The sequence below is a fragment of the Methylobacterium guangdongense genome, assembly GCF_038442355.1.
Taxonomy (GTDB): domain Bacteria; phylum Pseudomonadota; class Alphaproteobacteria; order Rhizobiales; family Beijerinckiaceae; genus Methylobacterium; species Methylobacterium guangdongense.
Genome location: NZ_JBBXMX010000001.1, coordinates 487662 through 503243, shown reverse-complemented (window position 1 = coordinate 503243; position 15582 = coordinate 487662). Strand labels below are relative to the sequence as shown.

The following is a 15582-nucleotide window of genomic DNA, read 5'->3' as shown; positions in this document are numbered from 1 at the left end:
GTGCCGGATCCCTGCCCGTAGCCGAGCGAATCGTTGGATGGCACACGCTACCATGACGACCGGGATAATCAATCGGAACGTGTATTCGCCGGCGGGCAAAAACTTATGTTACGATTTTCCGCGGCGGCGAAGACAGCTACTTGTTTCGCATCAGCAGGACGAGCCACCCGATCCCGAGCACGAAGATTATCAAGCCGATCGAGACGAAGACCGGCGTGCCGAGGTCGATGAGCCGCGGCGCGAGCTGGGTCGCGAAGGCCGCCACCACCAGGGCCACCGCCACGCGGGCGGCGGCGCGCTCGATGCCGCGGGTGACCTTGTCGAGGCCCTTCACCTCGATCTCGACGGTGACGCGGCCCTGCTTCAGGCGCACCAGCATCAGGTGGATCAGGGTCGGCAGCTCCGAGGCCGCCCCGTAGAGGCCGACGCCGAGCGCCTCGGCCTTCTGCTTGAGCGCCGAGAGCGAGAACTGCGTCTGCATGCTGGCCCGCACCGTGGGGCCGGCCGCCGCGAACAGGTCGAAATCGGGATCGAGGTGGCGCATCACGCCGTCGGCGGTCACCAGCCCCTTGAACAGGATGGCGAGGTCGGTCGGCATGGCGAGGTCGTTCTCGCGGGCCATGTTCATGAAGTCGGTGAGCACGAGCCCGAGGTTGAGCGGGATCGAGGAATGGCTCTCCACGAAGGACTGGGCCGAGACCTGAAGCCGGGTCAGGTCGGGGTTGCTGGTGCCGGTCCAGTCCAGCAGCACGGCCATCAGGCCGTCCGCATCCTGCTTGAGCATCGCGCCGATCAGCACCAGCAGCTGCGACCGGCGGCGCTGCGACAGGCGGCCGATGATGCCGAAATCGATGAAGCCGATCTTGTTGCCCGGCAGCGCCAGCATGTTGCCGGGGTGCGGATCGGCGTGGAAGTGCCCCTCGATCAGCGCCATCTGCAGGAAGGCGTCGGTGCCCTTCTGGGCGAGCAGCTTCTTGTCGAGGCCGGCCGCGCGGAGCGCCGCGTCGTCGTTCGGCGGGATGCCGTGGATGAAGTCCTGCACCAGCACCCGCTCGGAGCAGTGTTCCCAGTGGATCTTCGGGAAGACGATGTCGTCGCGGTCCTCGAAGATCTGGGCCAGGAGCTCGCAGTTGCGCGCCTCGTTGAGCAGGTCGAGCTCGCCGTTCAACCCGTCGGCGAGGTGGCGCATCTGCTCCCGCGGCTGGTAGCGGGCCATGTCGGGCCACTCGTTCTCGACGATGCGGGCCCCGTGCGCCATCAGGCGCAGATCCGCCTCGATGATCTTGCGCAGGTTCGGCCGCAGCACCTTGACGATGACGTCCTCGCCCGAGTGCAGCCGCGCCCGGTAGACCTGGGCGATCGACGCCGAGGCGATCGGGTTGGTGTCGAACTCGGCGAAGATCTCCTGGGGCGGCCCGCCGAGATCCTGTTCGAGCTGCGGCCCGATCTGCTCCCAGGAGACCGGCACGACCTGGCTGTGGAGCTTCTGCAGCTCCTCGGTCCAGGCCGGCGACAGGAGGTCGGGCCGGCTCGCCAGGACCTGCCCGAACTTGATGAAGGTGGGCCCCAGCGCCTCGATCGCCCGGCGCAGCCGCTCCGGCTCCGACAGGCGGGTGACGTCGACCCGGGGCTGGCGGCGCGGCAGCAGCGGCAGATAGCGCAGTCCGAGGCGGTCCACGACGCGGGTCACGCCGAAGCCGATCAGGATCGTCGCGATCTCCGAGAGCCGCTGACGGTCGCGGGCGGCAACGAAGGCGGTCTTCAGCATGGAGGGCGCGATCCGGTCGGACGGGATTGGGCGTCCGGACAGCACGAGCATAAGGACTTTTTTGCGGTCGCGAACCGCGGGACGCGGCCGCCCGCGTCGTTATCGGCCCGGCGCGGGATCGAACACGTCCCGCGCCGGATTGCCTCAGCGACGCGGTGCGACCGCTGGAACGGGCGTTCCCCCCCTGGCGGCCCGCGCGTCACCGAACCGCGCATTGACGACCAGCAGGGTCACGATCACCGCCGAGAAGGCCAGCGCCGCGAGGAAGTACAATCCGGCCTCGAAGCTGCCGCTGGTCTCGCGGATCCAGCCCACGATGGCGGGCGCGACGAAGCCGCCGAGATTGCCCACGCAGTTGATCAGCGCGATGCCGCCCGCCGCCGCGCTGCCGGTGAGGAACACCGAGGGCAGCGCCCAGAACGGCGCCTTGCCGCCATAGAGGCCGGCGGCGGCCACCGCCATGAAGGCCACGGCCCAGAGCGAGCCGGTGGCGAGTCCGGCCAGCGCCAAGCCGGTCGCCGTCAGGAGCAGCGCGGCCGCCAGGGTCAGGCGCCGGTCGCCGGTCCGATCCGAGATCCAGCCGATGGTCAGGCCGCCCACCACCCCGAACACGTACGGCACCGCGGTCATCAGGCCGGTCTGCATGTCCGAGAGGCCGGTGCTCTTCAGGATCTGCGGCAGGAAGAACGCGAGGCCGAGATTGGCGCCCGTGTTGGCGAAGTAGATGAACGAAAGGGCGATCAGCCGCGGGTCGGCGAAGGCCCGGCGCAGGCTGGTGCCGTGGGTCGCCGCCACGCTGCGCTGCTCCGCGTCGATGACCGCCTGGAGAGCCGTCCGGTCCGCGGGGGCGAGCCAGGCCGCGTCCTTCGGGCGATCGGGGATCAGCGCCAGGAAGACGAAGCCGAACAGGGTGGTGGGGATTCCCTCCAGCAGGAACAGCCATTGCCAGCCCTTCAGGCCGAGGGCACCGTCGAGCTGCAGGATCGCGGTCGAGAGCGGCGCGCCGATCGCCAGCGAGACCGGGATGCCCACCGCGAAGGCACCGAAGATCCGCGCCCGGTAGGCCTTGGGGAACCAGTAGGTCAGGTAGAGGATCACACCGGGGTAGAACCCGGCCTCGGCGGCCCCGAGCAGGAAGCGCAGGACGAGGAAGCTCGTCGCGCCCTGGACGAACATCATGGCGGCCGAGAGCAGGCCCCAGGTGATCATGATCCGGGCGATCCAGCGCCGCGCGCCGACCTTCTCCAGGATCAGGTTGCTCGGCACCTCGAACAGGAAATAGCCGATGAAGAAGATCCCGGCGCCGAGCCCGAACACGGCCGGGCCGATGCCGAGATCGGCGTTCATCCGCAGGGCCGCGAAGCCGACATTGATCCGATCGACATAGGCCATGACGTAGCCGATGAAGAGCAGCGGCATCAGCCGGAAGAAGACCTGCCGGACGATCCGGTCCTGTTCGCTCGGGGCCATCGTTTCCTCGTGAGACGTTTTTGGATTGTCGCGGACCGGCGTCGGGGAAGGCCCCGGCCGGTCAGAAGGCCGGTTCCAGGCCGCTCGCCCGGTAGGCCGCGGCGGCCTTCGGCGTCGTCAGCCCGGCGAGGAAGCGCGCGGCCCCCGTCCGGTCGGTCGCGCCCCGCAGGATCGCGGCCGCGAAGGTCGTCACCTCCTGGACCGGCTCGGGGAAGGGGCCGACCACCTCGATCCCCGGCACCACCATGAGTTCGCTGATCTGCTGGACCGCGATGTCGGCCTCACCGGAGACCAGCTTCTCCGCCGTGAAACCCTGCGGGATGATGGTGGCCTTGGCGTTGACCGCCTCGGCGAGGCCGAGCCGCGGCAGCAGGCCGGCAAAGTAGATCCCGCTCGCGCCGGTGCGCGAATAGGCGACCGAGCGCGCCGCGGTGAGCGTGCGCTTCAGCGCCTCGACGGTCGAGATGTCCGGGTGCGGCGCCCCGGCCTTCACGGCGAGGCCGTAGCGCGAGCGCACCGCGTCCACCCGGGTTTCCGGCTCGACCCGGTTCTCGGCGATCAGGCGCTCCATGGCGTCCGACAGGACCAGCACCGCGTCGGCCGTCTCGCCGGCCTCCAGCGCCTTCATGATGACGGTGGTCGGCGCCCAGTGGATCGCCGTCCGTCCGCCCGCCGCCTCGAAGGCCGGGATGACATGCGCGTCGAAGGCGCCGCGCACCACGAGGGCGCATTTCAGCTGGGTCGCGGGGGGAGCGTCGGTCATGTCGTGGTCCATCGTCGTGTTGGTGAGCTGGTCGGTCCGGCGGGTCGGTCGGTTCGTGGACGGATGTCTGGTGTCTCCCACGCGCGCCCTCATCCTGAGTGCCGGAAGCGGAGCACAGGCCTCGAAGGAGCTCCCCAGGGGCCGTCGCGATCCTTGGAGCCCTCCTTCGAGGCCCGCTGCCGCGGGCACCTCAGGATGAGGGGATGGGTGGGAGATCGCGTTTGCGGTCGACCGTCACCGTCCCGCGTCGTCCCGGCGGGAATAATCGAGCCCCGTGAACCCGCCGCCCTGGTAGCGCTCCACCACCGGGTTGCCGCTGGTCTTGCCCTCCAGCGCCGACGCGTAGGAGTCGGCGCTGTCCTGCGGCGCCCAGCCGATCGTGTCGCGCCCGTCCCGGCCCCACCACGTCATGCGGCTGTTCTTCGAGGCGCCCCAGATCACCACCGTCCGGTCTGGGCCGAGGCTCGGCGCCAGGGTGGCGCGCATCACGAGGCGGGTGAGGTCGGCGTAGGACAGCCACGTGGCCAGCATCCGCGCATCGGTGGGCTCCGGGAAGCACGAGCCGATCCGCAGGAAGACGCTCTCGACCCCGTGCTTGTCGCGGTACAGGCCGCCCATCAGCTCGCCGTAGGCCTTCGACAGGCCGTAAAAGCCGTCGGGCTTCAGCGCGCAGTCGTCGTTCAGAACCGTCGACCGCTCGTGAAAGCCGATCGTGTGGTTGGAGGACGCGAACACCATCCGCGCGCCCTCCCGGCGGGCCGCCTCGTAGGCGTGATAGAGGCCGCGGATGTTCGGGCCGATCACCGTCTCGAACGGGTGCTCCACCGAGATTCCGCCGAAATGCAGAATCGTGCCGCAGCCCTCCGCCAGCCGCAGGATCGCGGGGCCGTCCTCCAGATCGGCGCGTTGGAAGCGGGCCCCCTCCGGCAACGGATCGGGGAAGGGGACCCGGTCGGTGAGCCAAAGCGTCCAGCCGGCCTCCCCGAGCGCGCGGGTCAGCACGCGCCCGAGGGCGCCGGAAGCGCCGGTCAGCAGGACGGGTCGTTGCGGAACGGTCTCGGCGCTCATGGATGCTCCGGGGTCAGACGGCCTTGGCCGCGGTGAGGGGGACGGCCGACTCGGGCAGGCGCGGCCGCCGGACAAAGATCGCCATGGCGATCACGCCCGCCGCCGCGATCAGGGCGGCGATCACGAAGGCGCTGGCGTAGCCGCCGAGATACTGCACGGCGAAGCCCGTGGCGGTCGGCCCGATGATGCCCGAGATGTTGCTCAGGAGGTGGATGAAGCCGCTCACCCCTCCGACGCGGGCCTCGGGGACCAGCTCGTGGATCGTCGCCCAGCAGGACTGCACGGAACTCGTCAGCATCAGCACGGACAGGGCGATCAATCCGACCGCGACGGCAGCGTTCGGCGCGGCGTTGACGGCGATCAGCGCGACCCCCGCGATGGCGAGCGGGACGATCGTGGTGAGCTTCCGGGCGGCGAGCTTGTCGCCCATCCGCTTGTAGAGGTGATCGGCGACGATCCCGCCGCCGACATAGCCGACGAAGCCGCAGGCCCAGGGGATCGAGGCCACGAGCGCCATCTCCTTGACCGGCATGTGCAGGGCGTCGGTGAGATAGCTCGGGAGCCACGAGAGGAAGATGTAGACGGTGTAGTTGACCGCGAACATGCCGAGGCCGAGCGACAGGGTGCTCGGCAGGAACAGGTATTCCTTGAGCGAGCGGGCATGGTCGGAGGGCGCGAGATGCGTGACCGACCGGCTGCGCTCGATCAGGGCGATCTCCTCCGGGCCGACGCGCGGATTGTCCTGGGGGCGGTCGGTCATCAGCAGGCGCCACGCCACGACCCAGAGCAGGCCGACCGCGCCGATCGCCACGAAGGCGACCCGCCAGCCGTACTGGATCGCCAGCAGGCCGACGACCGGCGCCGCGATGGCGCTGCCGACCGTCTGGCCCGAGAAGGTGAAGCCGATGGTCCGGGCGGTCTCCTCGCGGGGGAACCACGTGGTGAGGGTGCGGTTCGTGGTGGAGTTCATCGGCCCCTCGGCGAAGCCGAACAGCGAGCGGACCACGAACATCTGGGCGAAGCCGGTCACCGCGCCGGTGAGCATGCACAGGATCGACCAGGACGCGGCGGCCCAGCTGTAGACGCTGCGCGGGCCGTAGCGGTCGGCGAGCTGGCCACCCACGAAGGCGAACAGAGCGTAGCCGAAGAAGAAGGTCGAGAAGATCACCCCGAGTTCCGAAGGCGACAGGTTCAGGTCCTGCTTGACGAAGGGTGCCGCTACGCCGAGCGCGGCGCGGTCCATGTAATTGATGATCCCGGCTATGAACAGCAGGAATGCGATCAGAAATCTATAGCGCTTGGCGAACATAGAATTTCCTCCGGGGTATTCACTTTGTTTATTGTCGTTCGGCGAGATCGGCTATTTCCAACCTCCACCTCATCCTGAGGTGCCGCGGAGCGGCCTCGAAGGAGGGCTCCAGAGATCGCGCGGCCGGCTGGAGGGCTCCTTCGAGGCCTTCGCTGCGTTGCGGCACCTCAGGATGAGGTCAAGGGCGGGATCGGCGTGGGTCCTGGTTTTCAATAGGTGCATCCGTGATCGCGAACGGGCTTGAGTCTCCTACAAAAACGCGATCGTGCAGGGGCTGAGGCTCGGGCGGTCGCCCGACTTGGTCAGGGCCCCGCTGTCGGCATCGATGGCGAATTCCACGAGGCTGTCGCCCTGCTCGTTGGCCACGAGCAGGTGCGTCCCGTCCGGCGCCATCACCATGAAGCGCGGGTCGCGGCCGCCCGAGGGCGTCCAGCCCGCCGGATCGAGCCGCCCGGCCTCCGCATCCACGCGGAAGCGCGCGATCCCGTCCTGGCCCCGGTTCGAGGCGTAGACGAACCGCCCGTCCGGCGTGACCACGATGGCGGCGGCTGTGCTGGCACCGAAGAAGTCCGGCGGCAGGGTCGCGGCGAGATGCAGCGGCGTCAGCGTGCCGGCCTCCGCATCCCAGCGGCAGGTCGCGATGCTCGAGTCCAACTCGTTGACCAGGAAGGCCAGGGGCGCCCGCGGGTGGAACGCGACGTGGCGCGGCCCGGCACCGGGGCGCATCGCGGTCTCCGACACGATCGCGAGCCGCTCGCCGTCAACCGCCAAGACGAAGATCCGGTCGAGACCCTTGTCGGGCACGAGCACGTGCCGCCCGTCCGGCGACAGGACGACGTGATGGGGATGGGCGCAGGCCTGCTCGGTCCGGTGCGGACCCGGATCGCCCGGCAGCGGCAGGACGTGGCAGGCCGGATCCAGGCCGCCATCGGGACGCACCGGCATCAACGCGACCGAGCCGCTGGCATAGTTGGCCACGATCAGGAAGCGGCCGGTCGGGTCGAGGGCCTGATGCACGCTGTTGGTGCCGCCGGTGGCGGCGCCCCCCAGGGCGCGCAGGGTGCCATCGGGCGCGGTCGCAAAGGCGCTCGCCGCCTCGCCATCGCCCTGCACCGAGTAGAGGACGGCGCGTCGCGGGTCCGCAACCAGGAAGGAGGGGTTGGTGAGCCCGTCGACCCGGCCGAGATGGACCCAGCCGTCCAGGCCGCCGCCGGTCCGGTAGACATCGATGCCCCGGCCGCGCGCCCGGCGCCGCTCGGTGGTGAAGCAGCCGACGAAGGCGAGGCCGAGGGGGGCGGGATCGGTCATGCGGCGCTCCGGTTCAGGTCCGACGGGGGACGCGCCGCAGGAAATCCGGGTTCAGCTCGGACAGGCGGTTGATCCCGAGCAAGGCCATGTCGCGGTTGAGCTCCTCCTTGAGGATCCGCATCGCGTGCTGGACGCCCTCCGCCCCGCCGAGCGCGGCGCCGAACATGAAGGGCCGGCCGAGCAGCACGAAGTCGGCGCCGAGCGCCAGGGCCTTCATCACGTCGGTGCCCCGGCGGATGCCGCTGTCGACGATGATCTTCAGCCCGCCCTTCTTGGCGGCGATTTCCGGCAGCACGTCGAGCGGCGCGACGGCGTAGTCGAGCTGGCGGCCCCCATGGGTCGAGAGGATCACGCCATCGGCGCCGCATTCGCGGGCGATCTCGACATCCTCCGGGGCGAGCAGCCCCTTCACCAGGAGGTTGCCGGTCCAGCGCTTGCGGATCGCCTCCAGGTTCTTCCACGAGAGCTGGTCGCGGGCGATGGTGTTGCGCACGGCGCCTTGCGACATCATCGGCGGGCCGCGCTCGGCCTCGGTGTTCTCGAAATGCGGCGCGCCGTGCTTCAGGAAGGTGCGGGCGACGGTGCCGATCAACCAGCGCGGGTGCGTCGCGCTCTGCCACGCCACCTTCGGCGTGACCTTGATCGGCATGGAGAAGCCGCTGCGGATGTTGTGCTCGCGGTTGCCCAGCGTCGGCGTGTCGGCGGTGACCACGAAGGTCCGGTAGCCGGTGGCGGCGACGCGATCGAGCAGGCGGTCGATCCGGTTCTGGTCGCCGGGCAAGTAGCCCTGGAACCATGCCTGCGGGTTCTGGGCGTAGACATCCTCCAGCTTGATCAGCGAGGAGGCGCTGAGACACATCGGCAGGTTCATCCGCCGGGCCGCCTCGGCGAGCATGAGGTCGCCCCGGTAGGCGATGAAGGCGGCCCCGCCGAGCGGGCCGATCCCGAACGGCGCCGCGTAGGTGTGGCCGAACAGCGTGGTCGCGGTGTCCCGCGCCGAGGTGTCCCGCATCAGCCGCGGCACGAGGGCATAATCGGCATAGGCGCCCCGGCTCTGCGCCAGGGCTGACCCCGTCTCGACGCCGCCGGAGACGTACTGGAAGATCATCGGCGGCAGGAGCCGCTTGGCGTGCCGCTCGAAATCGTCGAGCGCCAGCAGGTCGCGGAACCGATAGGGCGTGACCGCATCGCTGCGCTTGAGGCTGGTGACGATCGCCTGCGGCGCGGCGATCCCCGCCGCGGTGGCGTCGGCCCCGCCGACCGTCGGCGAGTCGCGCTCGGGCGTTGCCGATGCGGAGGCCGGGTGATCGAGCGTCGCCATCAAGTCCTCCCTGCGCTCCGTCACGGGGGACGGTTTCTGAAAGCGCTTTCAGATAGCCAACCGGCCGAAGGGGTGTCAATATACTGCCGGGCCACTCTAAGCCGCGGGGCAAGACATCGGTGCTGGATCTGCCGGACGACATCCTCGAACCGCTGGGGCGCAGCCCGGTGGCGCGGGACGTGGCCCGCCGCGCCGGCGTTTCCACCGCCACGGTCTCCCGGGTTCTCAACGGCTCCGCCGGAGTCCGGGCCGACAAGCGTGAGGCCGTGATGCGCGCCGCGCAGGATCTCGGCTTCGTCGCCAACGGTGCGGCCCGGGCGCTCTCGACCCGGCGGTTCATGGCGGTGGGCGCGGTCGTGCCCAACATCGAGAACGAGGCCTTCGTCCGCGTCCTGTCGAGCGTTCAGGATCGGCTGCGGCAGGCGGGCTACACCCTCATCGCCGCCAATGCCGGCTACGATCTGGAGGACGAGCTGCGCGAGGCGACCTTCCTGCTGGAGCGGGGCGTCGATGGCTTGATGCTGGTCGGCGACATCCACCACCCGGATCTCTATGCGCGGATCGCCCGCTCGGGCATCCCGATGGTGCAGACCTTCAGCCTGTCCCGGCAGCATTCCTGCGTAGGGTTCGACAATGCGGCCTCGGCGGCGCGGGCGGCCAACTATCTGATGGATCTCGGCCATCGCCGGATCGGCGTGATCTCCGGCCTGCGCAAGGACAACGACCGCGGCGGCGCCCGGGTGATCGGTATCGCGCAGGCGCTCGCCGCCCGCGGGCTGCGGCTCGCCCCCGAGCACGACATCGAGATCTCCTACGGGATCGGCGGCGGCCGGGACGGGTTCCGCCAGATGCTGGCCGGGGGCCCGCCGCCCACCGCGATCATCTGCGGCACCGATCAGATCGCCTTCGGGGCGATGATCGAGGCCCGCGCCCGGGGTCTCTCGGTGCCGGGCGACCTGTCGGTGATCGGCCACAACGATTCCGATTTTTCGCCGTTTCTGGATCCGCCCCTGACCACGATCCGCATTCACTCCGCCGAGATCGGTCACGCGGCCGGCGATCATTTGATCGCTCGGATCCAGGGGCGCCCGGTGGTGCGGCTCACCGAGATCGACGCCGAGTTGATCCTGCGCGCCAGCACGGCACCGCCGCGGCGCGACGCCGGATGATCGGCGCTATTGTGCCGCCCTTTTGAAATCGCTTACAACGCGTGATCCACCGACGCGCTCAACCCGGACAGTCCAATGGCGCCCCGCATCGTCCTCCTGCACGCGACGCCGGTCGCCATGGCACCAATCCAGGCGGCCTTCGCGGAAAAGTGGCCCGGGGCCGAGACGGTCAACCTCCTCGACGACGGTCTGTCGGCGGACCGGGCCAAGGAGGCAGGTGACATCTCGGAGGGCATGATCGAGCGTTTCGTGCGGTTCGGCCGCTACGGCCACGACATGGGCGCGGACGGCATCCTGATCACCTGCTCGGCCTTCGGGCCGGCGATCGACCGGCTGATCGAGACGGTACCGGTGCCGGTGCTCAAGCCCAACGAGGCGATGTTCCGCGCTGCCATCGCGCAGGGTGAGCGCATCGGCATGCTGGCGACCTTCGGACCGTCCATCGGCACGATGACCGACGAGTTCGAGGAGTTCGTCGGCCAAGCCGGGCGCCCGGCGACCCTGCGGACCATCCTGGTCGACGACGCCATGGCGCGTCTGCGGGCCGGCGACGCCGAGACCCACAACCGGCTGATCGCCGAGCGCGCACCGGAACTCTCTGACTGCGACGCGATCATGCTGGCGCATTTCTCCACCTCCCGGGCCGCCGAGGCGGTGCGGAAGGCGGTGTCCGTCCCTGTGCTGACCGCCCCCCACGCGGCGGTGGACCGGATGCGCGCCATGATCGAAACCGGCCGGAGCGCCTGACCATGCAACTCGGTGCCTACAAGGATCGCCTCAGCGGCCATTGCGGCTTCCTGTTCACGGAGTTGCCGCTCGCCGAGCGCTTCGCGGCCGCCGCCAAGGCCGGCTTCCGCGCGGTCGAGCACCCGAACCTGTTCGCGACGCCGGCCCGGGAGGTGGCGGGTTGGCTGGAGCGGGCGGGGGTGCCGCTGGTGCAGACCGGGTTTCCGGCGGGCGACGCCTCCAAGGGCGAGAAGGGTTTTGCGGCTCTGCCCGACAAGGTGGAGTATTACCGCTCCACGATCGCGCCGACGCTCGACTATGTCGAACAGCTCGGCTGCCGCATGGTCCACCCGATGGCGGGCGTCCGGCCGGCCGGGGTCGAGCCGGCGCGGCTCTGGGATACGTACCTTGAGAACCTCGCCTTCGCGGCCGATGCCGCCAAGGCGCGGGGCATGACGGTGATCGTCGAGCCGATCGGCCCGGGCTCGATCGCCAATTACGTGATCGATGATCCGCAGGTGGCGGTGGATGCGATCGAGGCCATCGGCCGCGACAACGTCAAGCTGCTGTTTGACGCCTATCACTGCGTCTGCCTGGGCCACGATCCGGCGGCCCTGATCCGCGACCACGCAGCCCTCATCGCCCATGTCCAGATCGCCGATGATCCGGGCCGGCATGAGCCGGGGACGGGGACGATCGCGTTCGAGCCGATCTTCGCGGCGCTGGCGGAGGTGGGTTACGCCGGCTTCGTCGGCTGCGAGTACCATCCGGCGGCCGGCACCGAGGCGGGGCTCGGCTGGATGCGGGCGGCGACGTAACAGGCCGTCGACTCCAACCCACCCCCTCATCCTGAGGCGCCGGAGCGCAGCGGAGGCCTCGAAGGAGCCCTCCAGGAATCGCGCGGCTGGCTGGAGCCCTCCTTCGAGGCCCGCTTCGCGGTCACCTCAGGATTAGGTGGAGGGGGGATCAGTGCCTCATGGCGGTGGCCGCCTGACGCTCAGCCCAGCAACCGCGCCCGCCGCTCCAGCACCGCCGGCCAGACCTCCGGATTGACCAGCCGCGGCGGGGTCTCGCCCTTGAGAAGCCCGATGATCTGCTCGGCGCCCCAGGCGGCCACGTTGCGGCGCGCCTCGTGGGTGACGCCGGCCGTGTGGTAGGTCGCCACCACGGTCTCGAGCTGGAGCAGGCCGGATTCCAGGGGCGGCGGTTCCGGCGCCCAGACATCGAGACCCGCGCCGGCGAGATGGCCCGAGGTCAGCGCCGTGGCGAGGGCCGCCTCATCATGGACCCCGCCCCGGGCGGTGGTGATGAACAGCGCCCCCGGCTTCATCGCCGCGAAGGTCTCGGCGTCGAAGCTGCCGCGGGTGGTGTCGTCGAGGGGGCAGTGCAGGGAGACGATGTCGGATTCCGCGAGCAGTCGCGCCCGGTCGACCGGCTCCGCCCCGCGCGCCCGGATTTCGTCCGCCGACAGCAGCGGGTCATAGGCCAGGACGCGCATGTCGAAGCCGCGGGCGAGCTTGGCCACCGCGCGGCCGGTATGCCCGATCCCGACGAGCCCGAGGGTCGAGCCGCCGATCTCGTGACCCATCAGCGATTCCCGCGAGAAGCCGCGCGCCGTCCGGAGCAGCCGGTCCGACACGCAGATTTTTCGCGATACGGCGAGCATCAGGCCGATCGCCAGCTCCGCGACCGACTGGGCGTTGCCGCCCACCTGATTGACCACCGCCACGCCGGCCCGGGTGCAGGCGGCGGCGTCGACCGTGTCGAAGCCCGCCCCACCGGAGGAGACGGCGAGCAGGTTCGGGCACTCCGCCAGCAGCGCGTCGGTGACGTGCCAGCGGCGCGGCAGCTCGTCCCGCGCGGGCGAGACGTGGAAGACATGCGCCTGCCGGAGCAGGTCCCGCAGCGCGTCCTCCGGACCCTGCAGGTCACCGACCTGCAGGTCGATATCGGGCTCGGCCCTCAGGCGTTCGTCGAAGACCGGGTTGATCCAGACGTTGAACCGGCAGACGCGCTTGAGGGCCGCCACCGGGTCAGCCCTTCACCACCGCGTCGATCGCGTCGATGACGTGATCGATGTTGTGGCTGTTGACCGCGGCGACGCAGATCCGGCCGGTCTCCAGGGCATAGACCTCGTGCTCCTCGCGCAGGCGGGTGGCCTCGGCGGGGCTGAGGCCCGTGTAGGAGAACATGCCCTTCTGCGTCTTGATGGCGTCGAAGCCGCGCTCGGGGTGGCGCTGCTGCAGGCTGTCGGCCATCCGCTCGCGCATGGCGCGGATCCGGTCGCGCATCTCGGCGAGTTCCCGCTCCCAATCGGCCCGCAGCTCCGGATCGGTGAGCACGATCTCGACGATCGCGGCGCCGTGGGTGTGCGGGTTCGAGTAGCTCGCCCGGACAAGGCGCTTGGCGAAGGCCTCGACCTTGGCCTTCGCGGCCGGGTTCTCGGCCACGATGGTGAGCGCCCCGACGCGCTCGCCGTAGAGCGAGAACGACTTCGAGAACGAGGAGGCGACCAGGAATTCCTGGCCCGACTCGGCGAACAGGCGCACCGGCTCGGCATCGGCGTCGAGGCCGTTGCCGAAGCCTTGGTAGGCGATGTCGAGGAACGGGATCAGGCCGCGCTCCGCCATCAGGGGCACGAGATCGCGCCACTCATCGAGGCTGAGATCGGCGCCGGTCGGGTTGTGGCAGCAGGCGTGCAGCACCACGATCGAGCCCTTCGGCAGATCCTGGAGATAGGCCCTCATGGCCGGATAGTCGGCGCCGCCGGTCTCGGCCGAGAAGTAGGGATAGTCGACCACGGTGAAGCCGGCCTGGGTGAACAGGGCCTTGTGGTTCTCCCAGCTCGGGTTGCTCACCGCCACCTTGGCGTCGGGATAGAGCTTTGCCAGCACGTCCGCGCCGGTCTTCAGGGCGCCGGTCCCGCCGATGCTCTGGAGCGTCGCGGTGCGGTTCTGCGACAGGATCGGCGCGCCCTTGCCGAACAGCAGTTCCTGCACGGCGTCGCGGAACGGCTTGGTGCCTTCGATCGGCCGGTAGGTCTTCGGCAGGCCCTTCTCGATCCAGCGCTTTTCGGCCGTCTGCACGGCGCGCAGGCGCGGCACCTTGCCCTCGGCATCCGTGTACACGCCGACCACGAGGTTGAGCTTCTTCGGGCTCGGATCGGCGTTGAAGGCCTCGAACAGGCGCATGATCGGATCGAGCGGCGCGTCCTGGATGCCGGCGAACAGCGAGGTCATGATCGTCTATCGTCCCAGAGGGTCTTGGTCGGCGACGCGTCGGCGCACCGGCAGGTCCGGCGACGGGCCGGGGCGATGCCCTTATTCCGCACATCGCGCCCGCCCGCCAGCGCTTCCGCGCGTATCAGGATCCCGATACGCTCACAGGGTGCATGGCCCGTTGCCTCGCCGACCGCATCGCTCGGGGGGAGGCGGCTCTTCCGGAAACCGCAGGCCGGGCCGTAGAATGCCGGCATGATCCGACGCCTCTCCCTGACCCTCGCGGGCCTCCTTGCTTTGGCTGCGATGCCGGCCGCCGCGCAGGCGCCGGTGCGGATCGGCCTCTCGGCGCCGCTCTCGGGCCCGGACGCCCCGTTCGGCCAGGGCCTGCGGCAGGGGGCCGAGCAGGCGGTGGCCGATCTGAACCGCGCCGCCGGGGGGCGCCCCAGGCTGGTCCTGGTGCCGGCCGACGATGCCGGGGACGCCAAGCAGGCCGTCGCGGTCGCCCGGAAGCTGACGGCGGACGGCGTGCGCCTCGTGATCGGGCCGTTCGAATCCGGTGCCGTCGCCGCGGCCGCACCGGTCTACGAAGAGGCCGGCGCCGTGCTGGTGACGCCGGGGGCGAGCTACACGCCGCTCACCGGCCGCGGCCTCTGGGACCTGTTCCGGCTGACCCCCAGCGACGCCCAGCAGGGCCGGGCGGCGGGCGCCTATCTCGCCAAAATATTCGCGGGACGCCGCGTCGGCATCCTCAACGACCGCTCGACCTTCGGGCGCGGCCTCGCCGACGCGGTGGCGGCCCAGCTGAAGGAGGCCGGCGCGCCGGAAGTGCTGTTCGACAGTTTTCCGCGCGCCACGCGCGACCTCTCGGATCTCGTCGCCCGGTTGAAGGCGGCACGGGTCGACGCGGTCTACTTCGGCGGGCTCGCGCCCGAGGCCGCGACCCTGCTCCACGCGATGCGGCAGGCCGGGCTCGGCGCCACGCTGGTCGCCAGCGACGGGATCCTCGATCCGGGCTTCGCCACGGCGGCCGGCCCGGCGGCGGAGGGCACCGTCATGACGCTCGCCCCCGATCCGCCGCGCCTGCCCGATCCCCGCGGCGGCAAGCCGGTCGCGCGCAGCCCGGAGGCCGAGAGCGTGGCGGCGGGCGCCTACGCGGCGGTGGAACTCCTCTATCAGGCGGTCGAGCGCGCCCGCGCGGCCGATCCGAAGACGGGCCGGATCGCCGACGGCCGGAAGGTGGCCGAGGCGTTGCGCAACACTCCGCCCCTCCGCACGATTCTCGGGCCGGTCGGCTTCGACGCGCGGGGCGATCGCACCGGCGGTCCCGTCGCATTGCGGGTCTGGCGGCGGACGCCGGACGGACGCCTCGACTATGCCGGCCATGAGCCTGCCGAGCCGTGAAAGCCGGTCAATCGTGTCGATGACCGAACTGTAAGGCACCGCCGTGGCTTGCGGCGGG

The 15582-nt window shown here is 70.3% G+C and carries 13 protein-coding genes; 4 read left to right on the top strand and 9 right to left on the bottom strand.

Going from position 1 to position 15582, the window contains the following annotated elements; translation table 11 throughout:
- Nucleotides 1-136 precede the first annotated feature (136 nt).
- The 7 genes from AAHG09_RS02455 to AAHG09_RS02425 all read right to left on the bottom strand — a co-directional run bounded on the left by AAHG09_RS02455 (nt 137) and on the right by AAHG09_RS02425 (nt 9007).
- A complete protein-coding gene (locus AAHG09_RS02455) occupies nt 137-1768 on the bottom strand; it encodes an ABC1 kinase family protein (protein ID WP_342105158.1) in 1632 nt (543 codons plus the stop codon).
- 144 nt (nt 1769-1912) lie between these two features.
- Entirely contained in the window at nt 1913-3238 is a 1326-nt protein-coding gene (locus AAHG09_RS02450) for an MFS transporter (protein WP_342105157.1), read from the bottom strand.
- A gap of 61 nt (nt 3239-3299) precedes the next feature.
- Nucleotides 3300-4082, bottom strand: a complete 783-nt coding sequence (locus AAHG09_RS02445; protein ID WP_342105156.1) for a molybdate ABC transporter substrate-binding protein — start codon at nt 4080-4082, stop codon at nt 3300-3302.
- Nucleotides 4083-4235: 153 nt separating this feature from the next.
- Nucleotides 4236-5069: an NAD-dependent epimerase/dehydratase family protein gene (locus AAHG09_RS02440; protein ID WP_342105155.1), complete on the bottom strand. Its 834-nt coding sequence runs from the start codon at nt 5067-5069 to the stop codon at nt 4236-4238.
- Between the two features lie 13 nt (nt 5070-5082).
- The gene (locus tag AAHG09_RS02435) at nt 5083-6378 is read right to left on the bottom strand and encodes an MFS transporter (protein WP_342105154.1); all 1296 of its coding nucleotides are present in this window, start codon (nt 6376-6378) and stop codon (nt 5083-5085) included.
- A 249-nt stretch (nt 6379-6627) separates the two neighbouring features.
- A complete protein-coding gene (locus AAHG09_RS02430) occupies nt 6628-7686 on the bottom strand; it encodes a lactonase family protein (RefSeq protein WP_342105153.1) in 1059 nt (352 codons plus the stop codon).
- A gap of 13 nt (nt 7687-7699) precedes the next feature.
- Nucleotides 7700-9007 (bottom strand): alpha-hydroxy acid oxidase, encoded by a 1308-nt coding sequence (locus tag AAHG09_RS02425; RefSeq protein WP_342105152.1) that lies wholly within the window; start codon nt 9005-9007, stop codon nt 7700-7702.
- Nucleotides 9008-9126: 119 nt separating this feature from the next.
- Here AAHG09_RS02425 and AAHG09_RS02420 point away from each other — a divergent pair, with 119 nt between their 5' ends.
- The 3 genes from AAHG09_RS02420 to AAHG09_RS02410 all read left to right on the top strand — a co-directional run bounded on the left by AAHG09_RS02420 (nt 9127) and on the right by AAHG09_RS02410 (nt 11720).
- A complete protein-coding gene (locus tag AAHG09_RS02420; protein WP_342105151.1) occupies nt 9127-10176 on the top strand; it encodes a LacI family DNA-binding transcriptional regulator in 1050 nt (349 codons plus the stop codon).
- Between the two features lie 75 nt (nt 10177-10251).
- Nucleotides 10252-10923 carry an aspartate/glutamate racemase family protein gene (locus AAHG09_RS02415; protein ID WP_342105150.1) on the top strand — a complete coding sequence of 224 codons (672 nt, stop codon included), beginning with the start codon at nt 10252-10254 and terminating at the stop codon, nt 10921-10923.
- A gap of 2 nt (nt 10924-10925) precedes the next feature.
- On the top strand, nt 10926-11720 hold the full coding sequence (locus AAHG09_RS02410) for a hydroxypyruvate isomerase family protein (RefSeq protein ID WP_342105149.1): 795 nt from the start codon (nt 10926-10928) through the stop codon (nt 11718-11720).
- Between the two features lie 179 nt (nt 11721-11899).
- Here AAHG09_RS02410 and AAHG09_RS02405 read toward each other — a convergent pair whose 3' ends face one another.
- Nucleotides 11900-12931 carry a hydroxyacid dehydrogenase gene (locus tag AAHG09_RS02405; RefSeq protein WP_342105148.1) on the bottom strand — a complete coding sequence of 344 codons (1032 nt, stop codon included), beginning with the start codon at nt 12929-12931 and terminating at the stop codon, nt 11900-11902.
- A 4-nt stretch (nt 12932-12935) separates the two neighbouring features.
- Entirely contained in the window at nt 12936-14141 is a 1206-nt protein-coding gene (locus tag AAHG09_RS02400; RefSeq protein ID WP_342105147.1) for an amino acid aminotransferase, read from the bottom strand.
- Between the two features lie 234 nt (nt 14142-14375).
- On the opposite strand from AAHG09_RS02400, the gene AAHG09_RS02395 reads away from it, so the two are divergent.
- Nucleotides 14376-15524 carry a branched-chain amino acid ABC transporter substrate-binding protein gene (locus AAHG09_RS02395; RefSeq protein WP_342105146.1) on the top strand — a complete coding sequence of 383 codons (1149 nt, stop codon included), beginning with the start codon at nt 14376-14378 and terminating at the stop codon, nt 15522-15524.
- Nucleotides 15525-15582 lie beyond the last annotated feature (58 nt).